The sequence below is a fragment of the Photobacterium swingsii genome, from assembly GCF_024346715.1.
GTDB classification, from domain to species: Bacteria; Pseudomonadota; Gammaproteobacteria; order Enterobacterales; family Vibrionaceae; genus Photobacterium; species Photobacterium swingsii.
Window position 1 is genome coordinate 734,815 of sequence record NZ_AP024853.1, and the last position, 23,174, is coordinate 757,988.

The following is a 23,174-nucleotide window of genomic DNA, read 5'->3' on the forward strand; positions in this document are numbered from 1 at the left end:
GGGCTATCATTTGCTACTCAATTAATTTCCAATAAAGGAGGTACATACTATGTTGATAAATACACGTATTCCGTTACGTACCTTCTTTACACCTATCGCCTACCTTCAGCGCCCGCTGATTGCTTAGCTAAGGCAGTAAATATTCACTATTTACTGCCGCCAAAGACACACACAATCAGCCGACTATGAACTCATCCGTAATCACTTAATGTGTCACGGCTACCTGATTGCGTGCAGTCCATTTGCGGCCTATTCTTCAAAGCAAGCAAATACAAGGCAATACAATGACAGTTAAGCATTGGTCAAAAATGGAAATGCTCCATGAGACAGTACAAAACAAAAATATCACCTTAAAAGGAACGCACAGTTACTATAGCGGTGCATACGATAACGGCTTTGAACAATCCGTCGTACGCTACCTCCATGGTGATGAAGTCAGTAAACACTGGGAGCCACGCTGGGAGATAGATAAACTCTTTATTGGTGACTACGTGTGTATTGGCGCTGAAGCCGTCATTCTTATGGGTGGTAACCATACCCACCGTGCAGATTGGTTCTCGCTGTATCCTTTTATGGATAAAATTGAAGATGCCTATCAGTCTAAAGGGGACACTATATTAGAAGATGGCTGCTGGATTGGTATGCGCGCCATGATAATGCCAGGTGTTACTGTCGGTGAAGGGGCCATTGTTGCAGCAAACAGCGTAGTCACTAAGGATATCCCACCTTATTCCATTGTAGGTGGTAGTACAGCAAAAGTAATTCGTACACGCTTTGCAGAAGATGTTATCGCACGATTATTGGTTTTAAAGATTTATGATTGGTCAGAAACCAAATTCGAAGCGTTAAAAGATCTCATCTGTAGCGATAATATCGACGCACTAGAGCGAGCTCATCTCGCCTTTGAGCGTCATTGTTAGGTCATAATACCTTATTAAAAGGTAGATTTTTGTGCTAACAAGCAGCCAGTAAGGGATTATCATTACTGGCTACATCACGCTAATAATCAAAATAATAAAGCGTGTTGACCATTATTTACGCTATGACTGATTAAGTTTGACTGCTTGCTTTCTGCGGCTAAAGCCGATGCCAGCTAAACCTAGGCCCAAGAGTGCAATACTTGCTGGCTCTGGCACTTTGTATACAAAATTATCTGCATTGTACGTTTCAGCAACGCCACCAGGATCGGTTCCCCCCGTCAAGATAATTGACGTAATTGCCATGTTAGACGTAAAGCCAAAAAACTCACCAGAGAATGAAGAAGGAATCTCTGTTACTAAAAGTTCACCGCCAGCGTTGATTTGGATACCAAGTCCCTGCCCTGCAGGCGTTAAATCCCAGTTGGCACCAAACGCAAAAATATCAGAATCAAAAGTGATTGTTGTGCTATTGCTTGGTGTTAATCGATCATTTAGACGATCACTCGCAAAACCAAAACCAGTATGACCACTGCCTTGGGTAGTGATAATAAAGTCCTCACTGCCGTCATTAGCAAAACCCGTAAAATCTTCTTCTGAGAAAGAGCCTACAGCCGCTTCCCAATCGGCTCGCAACTCGCCAGCTCCGACACCTTCAAAGATGTCAATAATAGCTGCTTGGGCACCTGTCGCTGTCAAACTTCCTGCAACAATTGCTGCACCGAGTAATGTCTTATGAAAATCCATATCAACCTCTTTGTCTTGTGTTTTAGCAATTTAGTTTTGGCTTAATCAACCAAGGTATTGTTGAACACATGAGATACTGCAAGTTGTAGGCCCATTTTTAAGACTAATTTAACGTATTAATTTAAAAGGAATAAATAGATTTTTAGCAAAAGACGTTTTACAAAGGTGTAAAAAAATCTGACGAATTTATTGGTCGTAATGAATGCGTTAAGCAAACAATAGACTTACTTCCCACAATAAGGGAAGTAAGGGTGATAATCAGTTGCAATAAAATTTACTGCGCGATATCCAATTGATTACCAGTCACGCCATTAGTGCGGAACCAGCCAGCGATGCTAAAACGCGGCTTATTGGTTGGCAGCACTTCGTGCGGAAACTGCTCAGATAAAAACACAAACAGACGGCCTGATTTCGGAGGTAACGTTGTAATAATATTACCGTCTAAATCATAGACCACTAGCTCACCTGCATCTTCTTCACTCCAACTGTCATTCATGTAAAACACAGTCGTGAGTCGGCGGTTTTCGTTACCATGAAAACAGTCGAGGTGTTTTTTATAAAAATCGCCTTTTTCATACTTGGCAAAGTGCGCTTCGTATTCAAATAAGCCAAGGTAGAAATGTTGATTAGCAGCACGACGAATGGACTCCATACGAGACAAGAAATCGTCCACGGCAGCACCTTGACTATTAGCTAACCAATGGATTTTATCACTGCGAATAGAAGCTTCACGCATCACGTCATCGTTACGACCAATACATGCCTTCTTCCATTCATCTGGCATGCATGCTTTTAAGTCTTCTACTTGTTCAGTTGAAAGAAAGTCATCCCAGATGTAGTAACCGTTTGTATCTAGCGCTTCAATTAACTTGTTCATCAACATTTCATTGCGAATTATTCAGGGATGCGCGTTATATAACCATCCCCCCGTCGCAACAATTCAATTTCTTTATCGTAACGATAAGCCTCGTTATTTTACCTTTAAATCAATGTATTAGCAGTGAAAGCCACGAAAGAATCATTGGACGTTTTTATGCTATTGATAAAGATTTTGCTTTTGAGCCTTTTTCCTTCATTTTCGAGTAGAATACACCCGCTTATTTTCACTCTATACGGATCCATCATTTTGCATACTCTTTCTCAGCTAAAATCTGGCGAACTTATCGGTACTAAACACCTCAAGCTTGCAGAAGGCTTAACAGTTTTCCCACTCGAAATTCTTACCTTAGCTGATACATTAGAAGTGCTGGATTTATCAGGTAATGCACTAAGTTCATTGCCAGACGAACTGTCAAAGTTAACTAAACTCAAAATCATTTTTGCTTCGAATAACCAGTTCGATACGCTGCCTGCGGTACTGGGGCAATGCCCTGAACTTGAAATGATTGGCTTTAAATCTAACCATATAAATCAAGTACCAGAAGCGTCTTTACCCCCTAAGCTACGCTGGTTGATCCTGACAGATAACCGTATCGAGGTGATGCCAGATTCATTAGGTGAGCGCCCTCGCCTACAAAAGTTGGCGTTAGCCGGTAACTGTTTGACAGCTTTGCCACAAAGCATGGCGAAGTTAGAGAACCTTGAGTTGTTGCGCATTTCAGCAAATAACCTTCAACAATGTCCAGAGCAGCTTTTCCAGCTACCGAAGCTGGCGTGGTTTGCTTTTGCTGGTAACCCTTTTTGCCTGTCCACATTGAAAGTGAAAACAGTTCCATCAGTATCATCTAAGCAATTTGAACTGGCAGAATTACTTGGCCAAGGCGCCTCAGGTGTTATTTCGAAAGCAAGCTGGAACGGTAACCATGCAGGCTTTCCTGCGGATATTGCAGTAAAAGTATTTAAAGGCGAAGTCACCAGTGATGGCTACCCTGAAGACGAGCTACAAGCGTGCTTAAAGGTCGGTAATCACCCGAACTTGGTACAATCACTTGCCCAAGTCAGTGAAGATGGCTATCTGGCCCTGATCATGAATTTGATCCCAGCCCACTTCAGCAACCTAGGTTTACCCCCTAGCCTAAAGACTTGTACGCGCGATACATTCCCAGCCGGCTTTACCCTACCTATCGCGGATATCGCCAAGATTATCCAGCAAATGGAAGATGTGTTTGCCCACTTACATGATAACCAAGTGTGTCACGGTGATTTGTATGCACACAACACCTTGTTTGATGCTGATGCGAACATCATTTTTGGTGATTTTGGTGCGGCGTCTATGTATCACATGCTAACGCCACAACAGCAACAACAAATACGTACCATAGAGCAGCGTGCACTCCACCACTTTATCGACGACTTACTGAGTGTTTGTGCAGACGCAGATAAAGATTCTAAGACTTACCAAGATTTACTCGAACGTATCTAGTCTCTAGCTAAGCCGAAAACAAAAATGGCGGACTCATTTGTTGAGTCCGCCATTTCTAGCTATAAGCACGAATTTTCAATATAAGTGCTCAAACAAATTTTGTGTGTTAACGACGCTTATTATTGTCACGCGCAGGTTTACGCTTGTTCTTTGGCACATAGTTTAGAATCGAGATTGGTAGCTCTTTACGCGGCTCAAACCCTTCTTCCAACTTACGTGTTAATAAGTGACCTAAGCGACTTTCAATCATACACAGGTTTTTGAAATCGTCTTTCGACACTAATGAAATCGCTTCACCCGATGCGCCCGCACGGCCAGTACGACCAATACGGTGAACATATTCATCCGCTGGGTAAGGTAAATCGTAGTTAATAACACGATCAAGATCGTCTATATCGATACCACGCGCAGCTACACCTGTTGAAACCAGCAACTTCAGCTCACCTGATTTGAACTTCTCAAGCACTTGCTCACGCGCAGCTTGGCTACGACCACTGTGAATGGCTTCTGCCACAATGCCACGCTTTTCAAGCTGAGAAACCAGCTTAGCCGCACCGTGTTTGGTCTCAATAAAGATCAGCGCTTGTTCCCACTGATTCTCTTTAATCAAATGGCTCAGCAATGATGACTTCATGTCTTTATCAACAGGAATTAACCATTGATCAATCTTAGGTGCAGTATCCGCATTAACCTGTACTGAAATCTCGATAGGGTTTTCGATTGCAGTTTTAGCCAACGCACGGACTTGCTTAGATAACGTCGCAGAGAACAGTAGGTTCTGACGATCTTCTGGCAAACGTTCCATGATTTTATTGATATCTTCAATAAAGCCCATATCCAGCATGCGGTCTGCTTCATCAAGCACCAAAACTTCAAGCGCATCAAAATGCAACGCACGCTGAGTATACATATCCAGCAAACGACCCGGAGTCGCTACCAGAATATCAACACCATCAATCAAGCGTTGCTTTTGATCGGCGTAATCAACACCACCATACATAGCTAAAGAGGTGTGCTGAGAATACTTGCTGTATTGGGCAATGTTTTTCTCTACCTGAATCGCCAGTTCTCGCGTCGGTGTTAAGATAAGCGCACGAATACGTTTTGCACGTACCTCTACTTCATCATCAAGCATTGTTAGCAATGGCAGTGCAAAGCTGGCCGTTTTACCCGTACCTGTTTGTGCGCCAGCAATTAAGTTACGCCCTTTCAGAATAGCGGGAATGGCTTTCTCTTGAATAGGTGTTGGACTGGTATAGCCCAATTCAGTGACGGCTTTTAGGATTGATTCGTGTAATCCAAGCTTAGAGAATGACATGTAGGATCTCGGTAGAAAATAGTAATTAGCAGCTATGATAAAAACATGGCTGAAAGCATAGCCGCGTAGTTTAGCAGAATCTGCCGCTAAGATGCACCGCATCTCTTTTCTTGTACTATCAAAAGGACACACTATGGCAAAGGTATATACACCACCCAACGTTTGGGAAATGGACGATAACAATGGTGGCGAATGGGCAAGCATCAACCGCCCTGATTCTGGCGCAAGACACGAACAAGCCCTGCCTGTTGGTTCACACCCATTACAGCTCTATTCAATGGGCACGCCAAACGGGCAAAAAGTGACTATCATGCTTGAGGAACTACTTGCTGTTGGGGTCCGCGAGGCCGAGTACGACGCTCATCTTATTCGTATTGGCGACGGTGACCAGTTTTCATCTGGCTTTGTCGGTGTAAACCCAAATTCAAAAATCCCTGCATTAGTCGATAACTCAGGTAAAACACCAATTAACGTGTTTGAATCTGGCGCGATATTGCTCTATCTCGCAGAAAAATTTGGTCACTTCTTGCCTAAAGACCTAGCAACACGCACAAGCGCCATGAATTGGCTCTTTTGGTTGCAAGGATCTGCACCTTATTTAGGCGGTGGCTTTGGTCATTTCTATGCCTACGCCCCAGAAAAATTTGAATACCCGATAAATCGCTTCACCATGGAAGCCAAACGCCAGTTAGATGTGCTGGATAAACAATTAGCCAACAATACTTACTTAGCAGGCGATGAATATTCGATTGCGGACATAGCCACTTGGCCATGGTATGGCAATTTGGTGCTAGGCAAACTGTATGATGCTGCTGAGTTTCTTGATGTTGCCAGCTATAAAAATGTTGTGCGATGGGCACAGAAAATTGCTGAAAGAAGAGCGGTGCAGCGCGGTAGGTTAGTTAATCGAGCTTGGGGTGAAGAATGGGAACAAGTGCCTGAACGCCATAGCGCAGAAGATATTAATAAAGTAATGGCAAAGCAAAACTAGTACAGGCTTGTTAGTGCCTCACTTCTTAATACTGCACCATATTTAATACAGAAGCACCCAGCTCAGCTGGGTGCTTTTCTTATCGTGCGTAGGATTATTTATTTTCTATCAAACAACTTGATTCGATGATGTTACTTAGTATTAGTTTGCTGTAGCCAGTGCTAACGTTTCACGTTTATTGGCAACCGAAATCAATATCAAACCCAATACAGGAACAATAATGGCTGCGTAAGGAATCATGCCAGCGCCTAGGTTACTGTCCAACACCATGCCACCAAGGAAGCCACCGAATGCATTCGCTAAGTTAAATGCTGAAATATTTGCTGTTGCAGCCAGCTCTTGACCTTCACCACCATGATTCATAACTCGTAATTGCATTGCTGGTACGTTTGCAAAAGAAGCGATACCAAAAACAAATGCTGCTGCAACGAATAACAACTGATTACCGACAGTTAAACCAACAAGCACCAAAGATACAATCATTGCAAATGCCCAGAACATAGATGCTTTATGAAGGTTTTTATCAGAAGAATGTCCACCTACAGTGTTACCTACAATTAGGCCTAGACCAACGATAACCAAAATCCATGTTACAGCCTCTTCACCGTAGCCTGTAATGTGAGTAGCAATGGGTGCAATGTAACCATAAAGCGTCATGAAACCAGACCATGCAAATACGGTGATCGCCAAGCTCATCAACAACATTGGGTTTTTAAATGCCATTAGCTGTGCTTTCACATCTTTCGCTTCACCATGCCCTGTTGATTTAATCACGCTAAGAATGAAAACCATAGCAATCAGACCTAAAGCGGCAACAGTAATGAAAGTGTTGTGCCAACCAAATTGCAAGCCAATCCAAGTGCCACCAGGAACACCCAGTACATTCGCCAATGTTAAACCTGCAAACATCTGACCAACCGCTCGGCCTGCCATTTTCTCAGACACTAAGTTTGTCGCAACAACCGCACCAATACCGTAAAAAGGACCTTGGACTAAGCCGGTTATCACTCGGCTTATCATTAAAATTGTGTAGTTAGGGGCAAAGGCTGACATCGCGTTACCGAGAATAAACAGCACCATCAAGCTGGCTAGTACTGCTTTTTTATTAAATCGAGCGAGATATATAGTCAGAATCGGTCCGCCAAAAACAATGGCTAACGCGTATGCACTGATGAGGTAGCCTGCTTGCCCCTCGGTAATTGATAGTGAGGTTGCGATTTGCGGAAGCAGACCTGCAATCACGAATTCAGCAGTACCGATAGCAAACGCTGCTAAGGTCAAAATCCATACTTGCAGTGGCATTTTTTCTTTTTTCATAATCATCTCAATTCTTTTACTAGTGAGTCTTGGAAAGTATGGGGCCAGTATATTCATTAAATTAAATTTGATAATTGATTAAATTTTGAATTCATTATTCACCATAAACGAACAATCAATTTTAAGACTACTAAGAGAAGGAAGTTATAACTTTAGAAACGGCAGAAACGAAAAAGCCGCTGAATTACTTCAACGGCTATTTACTAGACACATGGTTTAAGGCATTTACTGTAACGGTGTAATGCGAATATCAGCAATTTTCGCCTCATTCTTTATCCCATCAACACCACCAGCGTATATATATGTTTCATTCGATTTAAGGTAACTCATATTAAAATGATCCTTAATCGTAAACTGGTATACCTTGCCCTGCTCTAAGCTGACTTCAACTGGGGTTGAATAACGCATCCCTTTGTTCTCGCCAATATGCCCCATCTGTATATAACCCTGACCAACCACCTTAGCCGCATCATCAAGCACTTCGATCTTCTTCACCGTATTCGTGATCCCTGTATTAAGCTGACCGAGGTTATTGTTATACCAAGCGGCTATTTGATAAGTCCCTGTCTTAGGAACGACAAAGCTAGTCAAACTTTTTACAGGCCCACTATTTTGATCAACCGTTACCACAGAAACGCCTTGTTTAAGTGTGTAGTAATCACCTTCAAGTTTGACGCGAATTTCATCACCCACACACACAGGTTGGCTTGGGTTTGAACGAAAACCTTGGTCATTAACACTTTCGGCGATGTAGCAGGCAAACCCTTGTGAGGTATCAGTATATTGCTGTGCTGTGACACCTTTTTGAATAAGCTGCCCATTGCGGTACAAGTTAACCTTGTATTTACTCTGAACATCAATCGCAACGCCTTTAGCACCACCATTATCAAGCGCCTTTGCTGTTAATATTGGCTCTTTCGGTGAGTACACACGACTATCATCACTCGCGTAAGGCTTCACCCCCGTGATAACCTTGATCGTGTCATCATTTCCAACCAACGCACCTAAAGTGACATGGTAGTTACCGTTTTTATCGGTTTGTACATTATCAACTGGGTAGTAACCAGACATATCATCGTTCGCTGGTGGCAAGTCGATAGTGACTGAGAATGTTTTATCTTTGAAGCTAAAGTTTTCGAGTGTAATTTGCTGAGAATGCGCAAATAAACTATTGCGGATCCACCCTGTAATAAACGGGCTAACGGCAATGTGTCCAGTTTCAGTATGAATGCCAAAAATCGTTTCCACCACCATATTAAGGTAACCACCAACCGACCAAAGTTGACGCTGTGAATTAATCACAGGGCCATCAAGACTGGCATCCGCACCATGATCGCTATGAATAATAAATGACTTACCTGATAGCCATTCGAGATTTTCCATATTAGATAAGTTCGTGGCTGTTCCACGCACCAAAGATTGCACCGCATTATTCGCTGCGGCCACGTTCAATGTTTGCTTCGCTGCGCGCAAGCTATAAGCCGTCACAAACGGCCAAATCGCACGGTTATGATAGACGGGGACATCAGGCTGCTGAGGGAAGTACACGGGCACACCAAATTCACTGTGTGGGTAATTGCTCATGATCTTCTTGGCTTGCTCATCACTCGCGATACCACTGATGATCGCTAATGCTTCACCAAGCATGTCATATTTATCTACCGCGATATCTTTGCCATTATCAAATAAATAGCTAACGTACATACCACGCTGTGCATTCCAGAACTTATCATTGATCGCTAATTTTAACTGCTTAGCCCATTCGTTATATTTAACCGCATTTCTCGAATCAAACTGCTCAGCCAGTTTCGCCGCTAAACGCATCGCTCGGTAGTGAGTTACATTCGTCGACAAGGCTTTACTGCTACCAATAGCGTTCACATCTTGCGGTGTCCACGTTGAGTACGTTTGGTCTCGCCAATCAAGGAAGGACTGTTCACCCATATACAAGCCAGATTGCTGATCAAAGGCCGCTAAGCGATCGGCTTCCAGTGTATTGCTGATCGCATTATAGGCTCGTTCTGCAAATTGCTCATACGCTTCACTGTCTAGTGCAGACAGTAATCGCTCTGCACCCAACGCCCACGTTGTACGATCGGTGCTGATCGGCCAACTCCCTCCCGTTCCTGTATCTTGGACAATTTGCTCGCCATCGTATTGCTTTCCAGTATTGGCACGGAAGCCAGACAATTTAAAATTAAGTCCATTCTCAACCCGTGTTGGGTTCATCAATGCTAACGAGAGATCTGCCGCATAGGCTAAATCACGGGTCCACACATAGTGCCACTTGGCACCTGTTTCAAACACTTCCGCTTTAATTGGCTTATTGTAGTTATAGTTGCCGTCTTTGATTTCAGATACCGACAACTGACTTAGCTCTTTCAGGCTCATCGCAAACAGCGCATCAAAGGCAAGATCACCCGTCACCACTCTTGGGCCTGCTTGCTCGTTGACGATTAAACCTTGATCCAAGGCATCGCGTAACTCTGTCGTTGTTGAAATACCGAATTCACGCTGTTTGGCTTGTGGATCTTTAACAGAGAACACCACGGTATCTTTAGTGCCATCAAAGTTGGAAAATTGCTTTGCTTCTTTACTTTGATGGCCTTTGTGAACCATGGCTGGATCTATAATGGCCTCTGAATAATACTTCTCGGCTTCAGCTTGAGTCGCCTTGGTTACCGTCATAGTTGCACGGCTTTCATCGGCAAAACTGACAGAAAACTTGTAATAGCCCTTTTCTTTAAAAGTAATGACTGAGTTACAGTCATCGTTCATGCAGTTTTCATTTGTGTCCGGTTTCGGATCGTAGTCCTGCGCTACGTCAAATTCAGTGGGCTCAGTAAAGTGGGTGTATTCTAGCTGCCAACCAGGATCGGCAATCTTAAACTGGTTACTACCGCGCGCCACTCGAAGTACTGTTTCGTACTTGTTATCACCTAAATAGTTCAGCTTGGCATGCGTTGCCGTGCCCCAATCACCATTTAAACCGCGCAGATACAAATCTTCGCTGATAATGGGTTTATCCTCAGGTTTCGGTGCGACAGTCGGCATATTTACACTCTCTTGTGAGTCAGAGTTAAAATTACACCCGGCAAGCCCGATACATGATGCGACAGCAAGCGCGATAATACTCGGTTTCATCTTCATCCCTTCCATTCATTATTTTGTGCGCCAGTGTAAAAAACTCACTCTTGCAGGAAAAATAGGTGGGATACGCCAGGTCATAGATAAAAGCTATATCGCGACGACCAGCCGTGATCTAGATCCATGAAATATGTTTATTCTGACTTGAGCATGATTTCAAATTTGTGATTTGCAAGTAAATTTGTGCAAAATGGCTCGCACTTTTAAGGAATATGACATGGATAAATCTCTACAACAGTTTTTACTTGTCGCGCGTTGTAAAAGTATTAGCGCAGCAGCAAGAATGGCAGGACTGAGCCAACCAACAGTCACCAGTAATCTAAAGAAACTTGAAGAAAACCTTGATGTCGAGCTGTTTGAACGAACATCGAAGGGCATGATATTAACCGAATATGGGCGTATTCTTTATCGTCATAGTAATGCGATGCAGCATGAATACAACCTTATGGTACAAAGCATTGGCGAGAGGAAAAAATATCAAGAGGGCAAAATTAAAATCGGCACTGGCGATGCGTGGTGGCCACTGTTTGTAAAGCAAGCACTGGATGAACACCTTACACTGTCACCGCTAGCGTCCACCCATGTTGAATTTGGTAATCACCTCTGCTTAATGGACTCATTGATCAATGAAGAGATCGAGTTTTTCATTGGCCATGAAATCGTGGGGTTATCTGAAAAATGTGATGTGACTTTTATCCCTCTCTTTCAAACGACCGACGCTTATTTTGTCTCACCTGATCACCCGCTCTTAGGCAAAACAGTCACCAACGACATGCTGCACGAATACCCAGCTCTCTCGGTCACTTATGATGCGAAGAAATTCAGTCATATCGTCGACAACCCAACCCCAAAACAACACGAGCGTGATCGCCAGCAACTTGATGAACGCGCAACCTATGAGCTGGATTCTTTACTTGCCAGTATCGATGCTCTTAAGAGTAGCGTGGCAATTATGTCTTACACCAAAGCGCTACAAACGTATCTGGAATCTTTTGGCCTACGATGTCTAACCATGGAAAAAGCCCCCAATGCAGGCACAGTGGGCATTTACCATCATCGAAGAGAGACATCAGAATCTCACTTGGTACTCATGGAAAAGATCACTCAACTCGCTGCTAAGTTATCGTAAGGCTTAACGACAATGTTGACACTGGGGTTACAAATCAAAACGAAAAAACGATACCATTAGGTACATCTTCTCTTATCTCATCGCCACTTTATGCGCTTATCTCGGTTTTCAAACGGCTTCTATTGGCAAAAAGTCTCTTTATTGTTAGTGCTACTGATCACGAGTATTTCTGCCGTCGCGAATACAATGAGTTTGCAAGATAAGTGGCTGGCTTTTTATCAACAAAATTGGCGCGATAACCCTGTGACACTTTCGCAACAGTTACTAAGCCAATACCCGAACACGTTATTGCAATCTGCAGTGCAATACCCAGATTTTGACCATTACACTTGGCAAGATATTCAACAGTTGGCCACGGTGAGTTCAACGTGCTTAACTCCTACATCGAGTAATGAGAAACTTAAAACGGCCATCGAGTTTGAATTGGCGATTTGTTCTATTCAAAGAAAAAAAAGTGATAAAAAAGATAGCGATGTACTCGATTTAAGCTGGTTTAGTAAGCATGCCCTTCGCCATCCCGCTGGCGCAAGCTATGCTGATCGCTACTTCGAGCAAAAAGGCATCACCAATATCAGTGTTCCTTTTCAGAATTATTTAAGTGCGGACAATCCCGCGCACCCTTTACATGGCTTCTTTAATCAGCTTTCACCGAAAGGACGTGATGCTCTATTAAATGGTTATCGAGCTTGGCTCGAAAAAGAAGATTTATGGCTAAGTGGCGAAAGTGGCTGGAAAAAAATACCCGCGAAGGTTTGGCAACCCATAGCTAATGATCTCGCTATCAAACTGAATGGGAATAGCTGCGCCTTTCGTTACAGCAATCTCTGTTTAAGCGACCAGAAACCAAATACAACGCCATTAAAGCTCATTTCAATACTACTTCTGTTTGGTATGGTCATTATTGGCTTAAAAAGCCTGCTTCAAAGGCAGCAACAAAATCGAGATAAGCGTTTTATCCTACAACTGCTGACCCATGAGCTACGGACACCTATTGCAAGTTTAGGGCTAACAGTCGAAATGTTTAGGGACGAATTCGATAATCTAAATCAAGCATCTCAGCAAGCAATGTGGCGGTTATTCGCCGATCACCAACGATTAGCCCAACTAACTGAGACTAGCAAAGGTTACCTGAGTACCGATAAGAACCAACAGTTGATACAACAAACCGCAGAGCTCGAAGAATGGCTAACACATGTTTGTGATAAACATGAGATCGATTTTACATACAGTGGCTATCAACATGAAAGTAACCGTACACTTACTTTGCCTTTTTATTGGCTGTCGCTCTGCTTAGACAACTTGATCAACAATGCAAAGCAACATGGGAAAGGTGAAGTCAGCGTTAAGGTTGAGCTACTACCAACAATACAAGCCAAGGGAAAATCGCCAAACACACTACGTATCAGTGTTTGCGATCATGGGTATTTCCCTTCATTGTTTGAACGCTGGTTAACCGAGTTATCGCCTAAACAACGCCCCAACAATATGGGGATCGGGCTGAGCATCGTCGCGCGATTAATGACCCAAATGGGCGGACGATTAATCATAAAAAGAAAACCAACCCGATGTATTTTGGAGCTACCGTTATGAGCCATATATTACTGATTGAAGACGATGTATTACTAGGCGATGGCCTACGTCAGTACCTTGTCGCTCATGGCTTTGAATGCACTTGGGTAACAGCATCTCACAACGTAGAGAAATATTGGTTTAAAGCCGATTTAGTGGTACTTGATCGCCAACTGGATGATGGCGATAGCCTCAAACATTTGCCGTACTGGCTTAACTTGAAAGCAGTACCTGTGATCATTTTGACAGCAAAAGTGGATGTAGAGCAGCGCGTAGAAGGGCTGATGACTGGCGCAAAAGACTATATGACTAAGCCCTTTGCCCAAGAAGAGTTACTGGCAAGGATCATAACCCAACTGCGCCCTATAGGTTCCGGGCAAATCAGCTACCAATCACTGACCATTGACCCCTCAAAACGACTTATTAAGCGAATTGTTAAGCAGCAAAGCACTGAGATAAACCTCAAGCCTAAAGAGTTTCAGCTATTGCTTTTATTAATCCAAAATCAAGGGCGTGTTTTTCATCGCGAAGAGCTACTCAACAAAATTTGGGGCTATCAGGCATTTCCAACGACACGCACTGTCGATAATCATATTTTGCGACTTCGTCAGCAATTCCCTGAACTCAATATAGAAACACATCGTGGCATTGGTTACCGCCTAATGGAGGCAACTACGTCATGAAAATAAAAACACTCGCCTTAATAGGGTGCCTGCTAGCACCAATCGCTGGGAGAGCTTCTTGGTTTCCCAACTCACCGTTACAACCAACACTCGATGCATTACTCGCGGCGCACCCGCAGCGAGCTTGGCAAGAGCTGCTGCTTGCAGTTGGCCAATCCAATATAGATAGCCTTCATTGGCAACCGATCAAAAATGAAATAATGGCACAGACAAGCTGTGGGCAAGAGTTAATGAGTAATCCACCACACTTACCTGCGACCCTATCTTTAGCCATCATTAGTCGTTCGGGGCTGTCCAGCCTTGGCTATCAAATCAAGTTCTCTGCTGAACAAGCGAGCCTGATGCAAAACTTTACACTGTATAACCCACAGGGCAAGCAACTACTCGAAGGAAAGCTATTGCCTAATAGTGGCTATCAAGAGTGGGAAACCGATGATCTGCTCGCGAAACCCCAAGCAGGGCTTTATCAATTAGAGATTGGTACAAACCGCTATCCACTCCTTATTGCAGACAATGACACTGAAAATTGGCTAGCCCGAAAGGGAACGCGTAACCCCCAGCTTATAACCCATTTGCCGGAAACGGTTACACACTGCTCTCCACCCGCGCTGAGCTGGCAGTGGTTTGATCAAGGTTATAACCAAATTGGCTTAAAGCGACCTATAGATCTCAAAAAAGTAACGCAGAGTAAAACGGATACAGAAACAAACACGCTTATCCCTTCTCCACCTTCCAACAAGGCGAGCTATTTAAGTGCATCAGCCTCTATTTTTGAGTACCAATCAGGTGTAAAAATTGAGTATATCCATAGGGTTGCCATTCCCTTTTCAGCTAAACCTTAACGACCAGAAGCTTTTTTATTAAGACAGCTCATCAAGCTATTATCACTTCAGAAATAGAGACAAACAGGTGACAATTGAGAGGCAGAGATAACGTTTAATAACCGTAATAAACACAGACGGAGTTAAGCATGTCACTCGTAACAAAACCTTTTCCACTCGCAGCATTGATAGCCGTATTGGCTGCGCCTTCAGTAAATGCTCGTGCACTCAGCATCGAATTAAAAAATGCTGCTGAAGTCGTCACGATTACGCCTGCATCTCTAAAATTAGACTGGCAAACGACGAACCAAACCTCCATGACAGTCAATTCACCAAACTTAACGGTCAACGGAAAGCCTCAGACCATCAATCAGCTCGTTCAGCCTTCACCTCATCAAGCCGAGTGGACGCTGAAACCCAGTAACATTCACGTTAAAGCAAGCTTGAAAGACAATCTAACACTCTCTTTTAGCCTCGATAACAACGTCATTATCGCGAGAAATCACCCAATGACATTGGCATGGTTTGATTTGCCACAAAAAGAGACCCAAACGCTTTATTTGCCTTTTAGTGAAGGGATGCGCATTCCCATTAATAATGCCACTTGGGGCAAGTATCTGGAGCAAAACCACTCGGGTGCTAACACAACTCAAGATTTAAAAATGCCTTTTTGGACAGCGAAAAACAGCGACCGTTATGTCACTGTCCAGCTGCTGAATGCAACAAACAACCGCTTAGTTTTTTCCAGCACTCAAAAGCAGGTGGATATGTTCGCTTCTCACCAATTTACACCACTAAATCAAACCGAGCCTTTTGATGTGCAGATCAGCCTTGATGATCAACGCCTCGATGGCGCAAAACGCTATCGCCAATACCGAATCAATCAAGGTTTAGCGACTCCCCTTGCAGAAAAAATTAAAACAACGCCGAATGTGGCAAAGATGATTGGCGCTTCTCAGGTGTACCTATTCGGTTCTGACGGGATAAGTCCAGAAGACGTGGTTAACTGGTGGCAACTTAAAGACTGGTACTTTACGCGTTCAACACTTGCCATTCCCACAGAAGCGAATAAGGAACTCAAAGCACTCACTCAAGGTAAGGATTGGCTAAGCCATTATCATAAACAATTATTGGTCGACAGTATTAATGCCTCGCTTCGCACTAAGTATCCGGCCCCTCTACCAACCCTGACGAACAATGGCATTGCAGCACAATTTAAAGCCGTTCAGTTACGAAAGAAATGGTTAGCACAGCATGCCCAGCCTTATCTGAATAATAGTAAAAAGTGGGGACAGGCACTGTCAGAAGACATGATTGCATCACTCAAAAACTCAGGTATTCACAAACTCTGGCTAGGGCTAGACAATTGGATACCCGCTTTCTATCAACCAGAGATGGTCGATAAAGCCAAACAAGCAGGCTACCTTGTAGCAACCTACGATTCTTACAATACCGCCATTCCGCTGGGCTTAAATGATGGTTGGCTAACAGCCCAATTACCGAATGCGATGCGTAAGCAATGTGCCATTGAGCTTGCGGATGGCACCAAGAAAAAAGGCTTTAGAGGCAATGGCTACTACCTCAACCCGATATGTGATTTAAAGTACGTTCAGCAAAGGGTCAAAGACATAGTGAAATACGGGCGTTTCAATAGCCTATTTTTAGATGTTGATGGCACTGCAATGGCACGTGAAGATTACCATGCTAAAAGTAATGAATCCCAGATGCTTAATGGGTTTAACAATCGCATGGACTGGATAGCAAAAAATACGGGGGTAGTATTAGGCTCAGAAGATGGCAATAGCTTAACCACGACAGGGACAGCTTTTGCTCATGGCTTAGAAACAGTCGGCTTTGGCTGGACAGATAAAGACATGAAGAGTAATAAAAACTCACCGTATTATCTTGGACGTTGGTATCCCGATCATAAGCCTGATTTCTTCTTCAAATCAGCCAAGGTAAAAGCGCCTTATAAAACACTGCTGTTTGCACCACAATACCGCGTACCCTTATACCAAACCGTATTTCATGATGAAGTGATTAACAGCCACCACTGGCACAGCGATAGCCTCAAGTTCAGTAACGTGCAAACAGAGCGTGATTTGATTTCGATGCTCTATAACACACCAGCCATGATTCATCTCAGCCGTGATGAAGCCAAAAGTGTCAATAGTCCGAGAATAAAGGCACTGAAACACTACCAAGCAGGCTATGAACCGATTCATCAACAGCTGTGGAATAAACAGCTTATAGATTTTAAATGGTTAGATAATAAAGGAAACATCCAACAAACTCGCTTCAGTGATGGCAGTATAATTACAGCTAACTTTTCAGGTGAACCTTTTAAATATGGTCAGGATCAATTAGCAGCACACTCCCTCGTTGCTGAATTAATCACAGGGGAAAAAGTATACTGGTCGAGTAAAGCGTTTAATTAACTTTTATCACTTAGACTGCGCCGCATCATTTAGAATGTCACTGACCTGTGTTCATTCTAAATATCGCGGCGCAAATATAATCAAAAACACAATGACAATATTATATAACGGCAATATGGTTACAAAATGTTAATCACTAGCTATACTGATAACCCATGACACAATTTCGCCCTGCTTGCTTTGCACGATACAATGCAACATCTGCATTTTTAAGACACTGAGCAATATCAATACCATGCCTATATTCAGCAAAACCAATAGAAACGGTGAATTTTGGGATTCCCTCTAGGTCAATACTCTCAATTTTATAACGTAAACGATCTAAGATTGAGTGGATATCTGACGATGATACTTTATTACCTCGAAGAATAATTAAGAACTCTTCTCCTCCCCACCTAAACGCCACATCAGACTCCCTGATACTCGTTTTAATACAATCAGAAAAAGCTCTAATCGTTTTATCACCGACATCATGACCGTAGTTATCGTTTATCTTTTTAAAGTTATCAAGATCAAAAAAACAGAATGCCTTTGTTCTCTTGTCTACTTTATGCTCTTTAAATGTATCTCTCCTTCTTAACCCCGATAGGCCATCAATTTTAAGACCATACAAGTAATTTAGTATCAACAACTTAATAAAAACCAGCAAGATAGATAGAGGCACGAGCAAGGTAAATAAATCAAATACTCTACCTAATTCAAAATCGAGGTAAATTGCATTGTTTTTTTGATCATAGCGCTTAAATTTAAGAACATAATTACCCTTATCTATACTTTCTTTACGTATATCGGTTAACCCTACCCCTAAAAGTAAATCATTGACAAAAATTGGGTATGATACAGTAAAGACTAAATCATAAGGTGGAAAAGCATTCTCATATACGTTACTTATACAGTATTCATTCGCCTTCTTTTTTCTTGCACATTGGTACCATGATCGACTCTTACTATCAAAATCTGATGTTACTAATTCAGAGTTAGAGATGTTAGTCCCATTTTCATAGGCTACATTTAATGTCTTAAACTCCTTTATCATATACAGTGTTTTAACTAAATCTCCCTTTCCTTTTAGTTCTGAGTGAATGATTATTTGTTTATTTAACACTGAATACTCTTTTGCCTTATTTATTTCAAAGTGTACTTTCTCGTAAATTTTTTTATGTTCATAGAAAAGTAATACAACAAAAGATGTACACACGATAACAACCGAACTCAATGCCACATTTATGATGTGTTTTTTATATGATATTTTTATAATAACGTCCTTCCTTATATCTTTTATTTACCATCACAATCAGCCTAAATGGCAGGTACAACAATGTAAAAGATAATATTTAAGAGCAATTATTAACTGCCAACCTTCAATTAAAACTCAATAGCTAAAATGACAACTGCAATACGTCTTCTTGGATAAACGCTTAAACTATTCTAGGTGTTTACCTTGCATTTAAGATGTCACTTTAATATAAAGTATACTGAATAATAGGCATATACAATAGGAAGAAAGTTAAATATATACTAACCGTGAATAACAACTTTTTATGCTTAATGCCATTCTCTAAAATCGGCATGGAAAATACTCATTTTCGAAACAACAACCAAGATAATCAACATAGTGGCCATACTTATCCAGTAGGACATATCAGCCGTATGCAAGCCCGCAATACCAGATGCTTATGACAAACCTCTAATGTAAGGCTATACACTAATTTATGAGCAGAAATCATACCGATAGTTATAGAGTAACCAGAATAGCAGGCTGAGAGTTTTATTCTCGACTATTCACCTGTAAAGTACGCGGTATATAGCGTTCTTGCTAGGCGTAAACTAGCAATACAAGTAACAATACAGAGTGTAATCATGAATATCGAAAATGATGTAATCGAAACCCTAGACCAACTTGAGCGTTTTCTTATTTCAGTTGAAGACGGTGGTCTTGGTCTAACAAACGTTGCAGGTATTGCAATGGCAACCAACAACACCGACGGCCGTCCGTTTGTTGCTGTGTTAGATGATAAGCATCAATTACTGCTGGGTCGTTGGATTTCTCAAGACGTTTATGAAAACGGTAAAGAGATGGTTCGCACAGGTCCAAAGCGTAATAAGCACTAATTTTAGACATGACGCCACCTTCCATTGGGTGGCGTTTTTATTGACCGAACCATGTCATCGTAAACCGTTTAAATAAAAATCCGCCCTCTTACCCCAAAGACAAAGGCGTTACTCTCTGTCGAAAGTATAGGGTTATTGATCCACTGTATATCCGGTGTCAGCTGAATAAACTCTCCAAACTGCATGTTATAAAAAACCTCAATAACCGATTGACTATCATTCATTCCCCACGCCTCTTTATTTGCTTGACTCCAATTCACCGCAACGCCAAGGTTATGCGTTGGTGCACCTAATCCAAAGTAACCAAGCCCAGCCGAGACAGAAACATCATATAACGCTGCATCACCTTCAAGTGAAAACCCACCACGAAAAAACGGCATCAGCTGCGGTGTAGCAAAGTAACTCAACGAATAATTCAGCCCTTGGCTTGCAAACGCGCTGTGCCTGGTACTGCCATCGTCATTAAAGGTTGGGTCGATGTGCCAATACGTCAGGTGAATATTATCTGTATATATTTGTTCTTGCGAAGCAGTCCAACCCACCTCTAACGTTGTAAAAAGATCGTGTTTATTAAACAAAGTCTCAAAACCTTTAAATACCTCATCTATGTCTGAGCGACCATTGGCATCTGCCAAACCTGCCACAATATAAAAATTTTGGGTAACCATATGAGCCGCAGATAGCGCCAAAAGTCCATCGTCTGGTAGACCCATTGCGCCAGAACCCGTTTGAAATGCAAGATTGGAAAAAGCAGTCCATGGACTAGCTAAAGCATAAGTATCAACGTAATCCGTCACATCTTGGAAGCCAATTATGATTGAGGTTTTACCGTCATTGAGACGCTGCTTCCAATGAAGATTCGTAAGGCGTGCGCCTTGATCATTAAACGCAGGCTGAATAAGACCAATGTAGCCCAAGCCTTCTTCACCACTTAAACCCGATATAAAACTAAAATCTTTCGGTGGGTAATCTGAATAGGCATGACGATGTTCGACTTTCCACACTAGGCTGCCGATATTACTAGTATCAAGTTCAATAATGTCCCATTGGCCATAAAAGCGAGCGACACCACCACTGGTATTAACTCGATTACCGTCGCTGCCATTGGCAGAGGTAAACCCGATAGCATTATAATCAGCCCCTAGGCTCACACCGCTTTGCGAGAGATCATCGCGCCACGAACGTTTATCAGTTGATTGTTCTGAAAGTGTATTATCGACAGAGTCTGGTCCACCAAAATTTGCCCCTGCTACCGAGGCAGAGAACAGTGAAGTAAACAGTAATCCACTAAGGTTTATACTCGAGTATTGCATAACTAGCCCTATCAAATCGCGCTAACATTCAGGCATTATTCACGACAGTTAGATTGCTCATCATTCCTAATTAAAGCTATTGGTAATCAACTACTTTAGAAGCATTCAAACTGTATCCCATCGTGATATTACTGGTTCCATCTACGATATAGACATCTTCCGATTCAACAGATGAAGCAATGACGCCTTCAACCCAAACTGGATATTGAACGTTTTTCATTTTGTAACCTTCAGGAAAAGATATACGGACTATCTGATTTGCTGGCGGTGGCGGCATATGAATACAAGCTCCAGCCACAGGAACGAGTAAAAAGTCAGTCACCACCATAGCATCAGAAAACTCAATGGGGACAAGAAAGCCGGGAATGCGAACATGCTTACCATCGAAGGCCGTAGTGATCGTTTCAGCCACTTTTTTTTGCGCTTGTATGTACAGCCTTCGTAATTCAAGCAGTTCATCTGCGTCAACACCTTTAGCGTTTAACTGCTTTTTAATTAGTGTTATTCGGTCCAAAGCTTGCGGATCATCAGACTTCATCAAAGTAAAAATCTGTTGAATCTGGCGCCTATTTTCATCGCTGAGTTCAGGAAGTATCACCGGATTAGGGCCTACTTCAGGCCTTAATGTTTGCCAATCAAGCGTGATTGGATCGTTAGCAAAACACCCTAACGATATAAAAAAAAATAAAAAAGGAATAAGTCTTTTCAACATTCGGCCCCTTTCATCAAACACTCAAATGGCAGTAATTAACACAATAAAAACTAAAGGGTATTTTTATAAATAACGCCATCTTTCATTATTAACTCAATAGTTTCAGGGCTTGCAGGCCGCTTTTCAGCATCAAACCATTTATCACCCGTACCCACGACAGAAAAATCATCTAAGGGATTACCATCAAGCAGCAAGATGTCGGCATACGCGCCAGTTTCAATCACGCCCAACTTAGCTTTCGGGTATGGATTAGTAAAATCACCGGTTAATTTAGATATCTCGCCCCCTACAGACGTCAGGGTTTTCAATGATTCATAAGGGCCGAAGAACGCATTATTTAAATGTTTTTCGTAAGCTATTTGAATGTTGCAAGCATCTACAGAGCCAACACAGTCAGTCTGAAACCCCCGTTTAACTGGGCACTTCTTCATATTAGGGATGTAGTTTTTAAAGGTTTCACTTGCTGATTTCGCTTTTGCTAAACTCGAAGCTACATTTTTAACGGCAGGAATATCCAAAAGACCGGGATCAAATGCCGTTAAGTTAGTTGTTATATATGCGCCTTTTTCAATCATGACTTTGGCAATATCACAGTCAAAAGCAAAACCATGTTCAATCGAGATCACTCCTGAATCAAGAGCACTAAGAATGGCTTCTTTACGGTAAGAGTGCGCCATTACATAGCTACCATAACTCTCAGCGACAGCAACAGCAGCTTTGATTTCTTCAGGAGAACCCGCCAAAAGTTGCCAAGGGTCAAATGCTGACACGACTCCGCCAGACTGCATGTATTTCAATTGAGTCGCCCCCATACGGAAATTATTTCTTCCGTACTTTTTAACGTCAGCAACACTATCAACTTCTTGCGCCATATTCAGGCGTCCAAAATTGGTTTCACTACCCACTGGAGCCGTGAAATTGGCAAAATCAGCGTGTCCCCCTCTAGTACCAAGAAAAGCACCCGATGGATAATAACGTGGACCCACAATTTCCCCTGCGTCTATGGCTCTCCTTAAGCCACCGTTTGCCCCACCTGCGTCACGTACCGTCGTAAAGCCTTGCATCAAATACATCTCTGCCATTCGAGCACCATGGATAGCAAAATCCTCCCAAGTCATATTTGCTTCCATTGCTGGTAAATTTGGCCCCATGAGCATCAAGTGCGCATGGTTTTCAATAAAGCCTGGCGTGAGGGTTTTTCCCGTCCCATCAATAGTCGTCGCGTCATCTCGAACTTTAATGTCTTTATCAGAAATGGTCTTAATGATATTCCCTTCAACCAATACATAATGATTTTCAAACAACTTATTTTCAATACCATTAAATATATCGACATTCTTGAATAGTATTTGTGCAACAGGTTTTTCCTCTGCAGAAAAAGCTTTTGATATCATTAAGATGAGTAGTGGCGCGAGAATAACAATCTTCATGTTCAGTCCCTTTTATATAAAATATTTTCACCTTTACTATCACAATCATAAAGTTGAGATATAAAGGGTGAAAATCTCATCAAAAGTTAAGACCATGCGTATTATATTGTCAATAAAGTATACAAAATAGAATTCAAGAACTAAGAATAATATATAGAATCAAAACAA

Annotated in this window: 18 protein-coding genes; 9 read left to right on the forward strand and 9 right to left on the reverse strand. The window is 42.3% G+C overall.

Annotated features, from left to right (window positions below; all coding sequences use genetic code 11):
- Nucleotides 1-284: 284 nt before the first annotated feature.
- Nucleotides 285-920 (forward strand): CatB-related O-acetyltransferase, encoded by a 636-nt coding sequence (locus OCU77_RS20675; RefSeq protein ID WP_048900619.1) that lies wholly within the window; start codon nucleotides 285-287, stop codon nucleotides 918-920.
- Nucleotides 921-1,040: 120 nt separating this feature from the next.
- Here the strand turns inward: OCU77_RS20675 and OCU77_RS20680 are convergent, their stop codons facing one another.
- On the reverse strand, nucleotides 1,041-1,664 hold the full coding sequence (locus OCU77_RS20680) for a PEP-CTERM sorting domain-containing protein (RefSeq protein ID WP_048900618.1): 624 nt from the start codon (nucleotides 1,662-1,664) through the stop codon (nucleotides 1,041-1,043).
- A gap of 274 nt (nucleotides 1,665-1,938) precedes the next feature.
- A complete protein-coding gene (locus tag OCU77_RS20685) occupies nucleotides 1,939-2,541 on the reverse strand; it encodes a 2OG-Fe(II) oxygenase (RefSeq protein ID WP_048900617.1) in 603 nt (200 codons plus the stop codon).
- Between the two features lie 249 nt (nucleotides 2,542-2,790).
- Here OCU77_RS20685 and OCU77_RS20690 point away from each other — a divergent pair, with 249 nt between their 5' ends.
- Complete coding sequence (locus tag OCU77_RS20690; RefSeq protein ID WP_107302726.1) at nucleotides 2,791-4,026, forward strand: leucine-rich repeat-containing protein kinase family protein; 1,236 nt, start codon at nucleotides 2,791-2,793, stop codon at nucleotides 4,024-4,026.
- Nucleotides 4,027-4,132: 106 nt separating this feature from the next.
- Here the strand turns inward: OCU77_RS20690 and OCU77_RS20695 are convergent, their stop codons facing one another.
- Nucleotides 4,133-5,344: a DEAD/DEAH box helicase gene (locus OCU77_RS20695; RefSeq protein ID WP_048900651.1), complete on the reverse strand. Its 1,212-nt coding sequence runs from the start codon at nucleotides 5,342-5,344 to the stop codon at nucleotides 4,133-4,135.
- Nucleotides 5,345-5,477: 133 nt separating this feature from the next.
- On the opposite strand from OCU77_RS20695, the gene yghU reads away from it, so the two are divergent.
- Nucleotides 5,478-6,335, forward strand: a complete 858-nt coding sequence (gene yghU / locus OCU77_RS20700; RefSeq protein ID WP_048900616.1) for a glutathione-dependent disulfide-bond oxidoreductase — start codon at nucleotides 5,478-5,480, stop codon at nucleotides 6,333-6,335.
- Nucleotides 6,336-6,476: 141 nt separating this feature from the next.
- On the opposite strand, the gene OCU77_RS20705 is transcribed toward yghU, so the two are convergent.
- Both OCU77_RS20705 and OCU77_RS20710 read right to left on the reverse strand, forming a co-directional pair.
- Complete coding sequence (locus OCU77_RS20705) at nucleotides 6,477-7,652, reverse strand: MFS transporter (protein ID WP_048900650.1); 1,176 nt, start codon at nucleotides 7,650-7,652, stop codon at nucleotides 6,477-6,479.
- 225 nt (nucleotides 7,653-7,877) lie between these two features.
- On the reverse strand, nucleotides 7,878-10,796 hold the full coding sequence (locus tag OCU77_RS20710; RefSeq protein WP_107302727.1) for an MGH1-like glycoside hydrolase domain-containing protein: 2,919 nt from the start codon (nucleotides 10,794-10,796) through the stop codon (nucleotides 7,878-7,880).
- 220 nt (nucleotides 10,797-11,016) lie between these two features.
- On the opposite strand from OCU77_RS20710, the gene OCU77_RS20715 reads away from it, so the two are divergent.
- The 5 genes from OCU77_RS20715 (at nucleotide 11,017) to OCU77_RS20735 (ending at nucleotide 17,439) form a co-directional block, all read left to right on the forward strand.
- A complete protein-coding gene (locus OCU77_RS20715; protein ID WP_048900615.1) occupies nucleotides 11,017-11,928 on the forward strand; it encodes a LysR family transcriptional regulator in 912 nt (303 codons plus the stop codon).
- A gap of 90 nt (nucleotides 11,929-12,018) precedes the next feature.
- Nucleotides 12,019-13,518, forward strand: coding sequence for an ATP-binding protein (locus OCU77_RS20720; protein ID WP_084711887.1), 1,500 nt, complete (start codon nucleotides 12,019-12,021; stop codon nucleotides 13,516-13,518).
- Complete coding sequence (locus OCU77_RS20725; protein WP_048900614.1) at nucleotides 13,515-14,180, forward strand: response regulator transcription factor; 666 nt, start codon at nucleotides 13,515-13,517, stop codon at nucleotides 14,178-14,180. The genes OCU77_RS20720 and OCU77_RS20725 overlap by 4 nt, the downstream gene beginning before the upstream one ends.
- The gene (locus tag OCU77_RS20730) at nucleotides 14,177-15,022 is read left to right on the forward strand and encodes a DUF2861 family protein (RefSeq protein WP_048900613.1); all 846 of its coding nucleotides are present in this window, start codon (nucleotides 14,177-14,179) and stop codon (nucleotides 15,020-15,022) included. Before OCU77_RS20725 ends, OCU77_RS20730 begins: the two co-directional genes overlap by 4 nt.
- A 128-nt stretch (nucleotides 15,023-15,150) precedes the next feature.
- Nucleotides 15,151-17,439 carry a glycoside hydrolase gene (locus OCU77_RS20735; RefSeq protein ID WP_048900612.1) on the forward strand — a complete coding sequence of 763 codons (2,289 nt, stop codon included), beginning with the start codon at nucleotides 15,151-15,153 and terminating at the stop codon, nucleotides 17,437-17,439.
- A gap of 136 nt (nucleotides 17,440-17,575) precedes the next feature.
- On the opposite strand, the gene OCU77_RS20740 is transcribed toward OCU77_RS20735, so the two are convergent.
- Nucleotides 17,576-18,544, reverse strand: a complete 969-nt coding sequence (locus OCU77_RS20740; protein ID WP_048900611.1) for a diguanylate cyclase — start codon at nucleotides 18,542-18,544, stop codon at nucleotides 17,576-17,578.
- A gap of 755 nt (nucleotides 18,545-19,299) precedes the next feature.
- Here OCU77_RS20740 and OCU77_RS20745 point away from each other — a divergent pair.
- Nucleotides 19,300-19,551 (forward strand): hypothetical protein, encoded by a 252-nt coding sequence (locus OCU77_RS20745; protein ID WP_048900610.1) that lies wholly within the window; start codon nucleotides 19,300-19,302, stop codon nucleotides 19,549-19,551.
- A gap of 68 nt (nucleotides 19,552-19,619) precedes the next feature.
- Here the strand turns inward: OCU77_RS20745 and OCU77_RS20750 are convergent, their stop codons facing one another.
- The 3 genes from OCU77_RS20750 to OCU77_RS20760 all read right to left on the reverse strand — a co-directional run bounded on the left by OCU77_RS20750 (nucleotide 19,620) and on the right by OCU77_RS20760 (nucleotide 23,006).
- Nucleotides 19,620-20,864, reverse strand: a complete 1,245-nt coding sequence (locus OCU77_RS20750; RefSeq protein ID WP_107302729.1) for a carbohydrate porin — start codon at nucleotides 20,862-20,864, stop codon at nucleotides 19,620-19,622.
- A gap of 76 nt (nucleotides 20,865-20,940) precedes the next feature.
- Nucleotides 20,941-21,576 (reverse strand): DUF3299 domain-containing protein, encoded by a 636-nt coding sequence (locus tag OCU77_RS20755; protein ID WP_048900609.1) that lies wholly within the window; start codon nucleotides 21,574-21,576, stop codon nucleotides 20,941-20,943.
- A 50-nt stretch (nucleotides 21,577-21,626) separates the two neighbouring features.
- Nucleotides 21,627-23,006 carry a metal-dependent hydrolase family protein gene (locus OCU77_RS20760; protein WP_107302730.1) on the reverse strand — a complete coding sequence of 460 codons (1,380 nt, stop codon included), beginning with the start codon at nucleotides 23,004-23,006 and terminating at the stop codon, nucleotides 21,627-21,629.
- Nucleotides 23,007-23,174 lie beyond the last annotated feature (168 nt).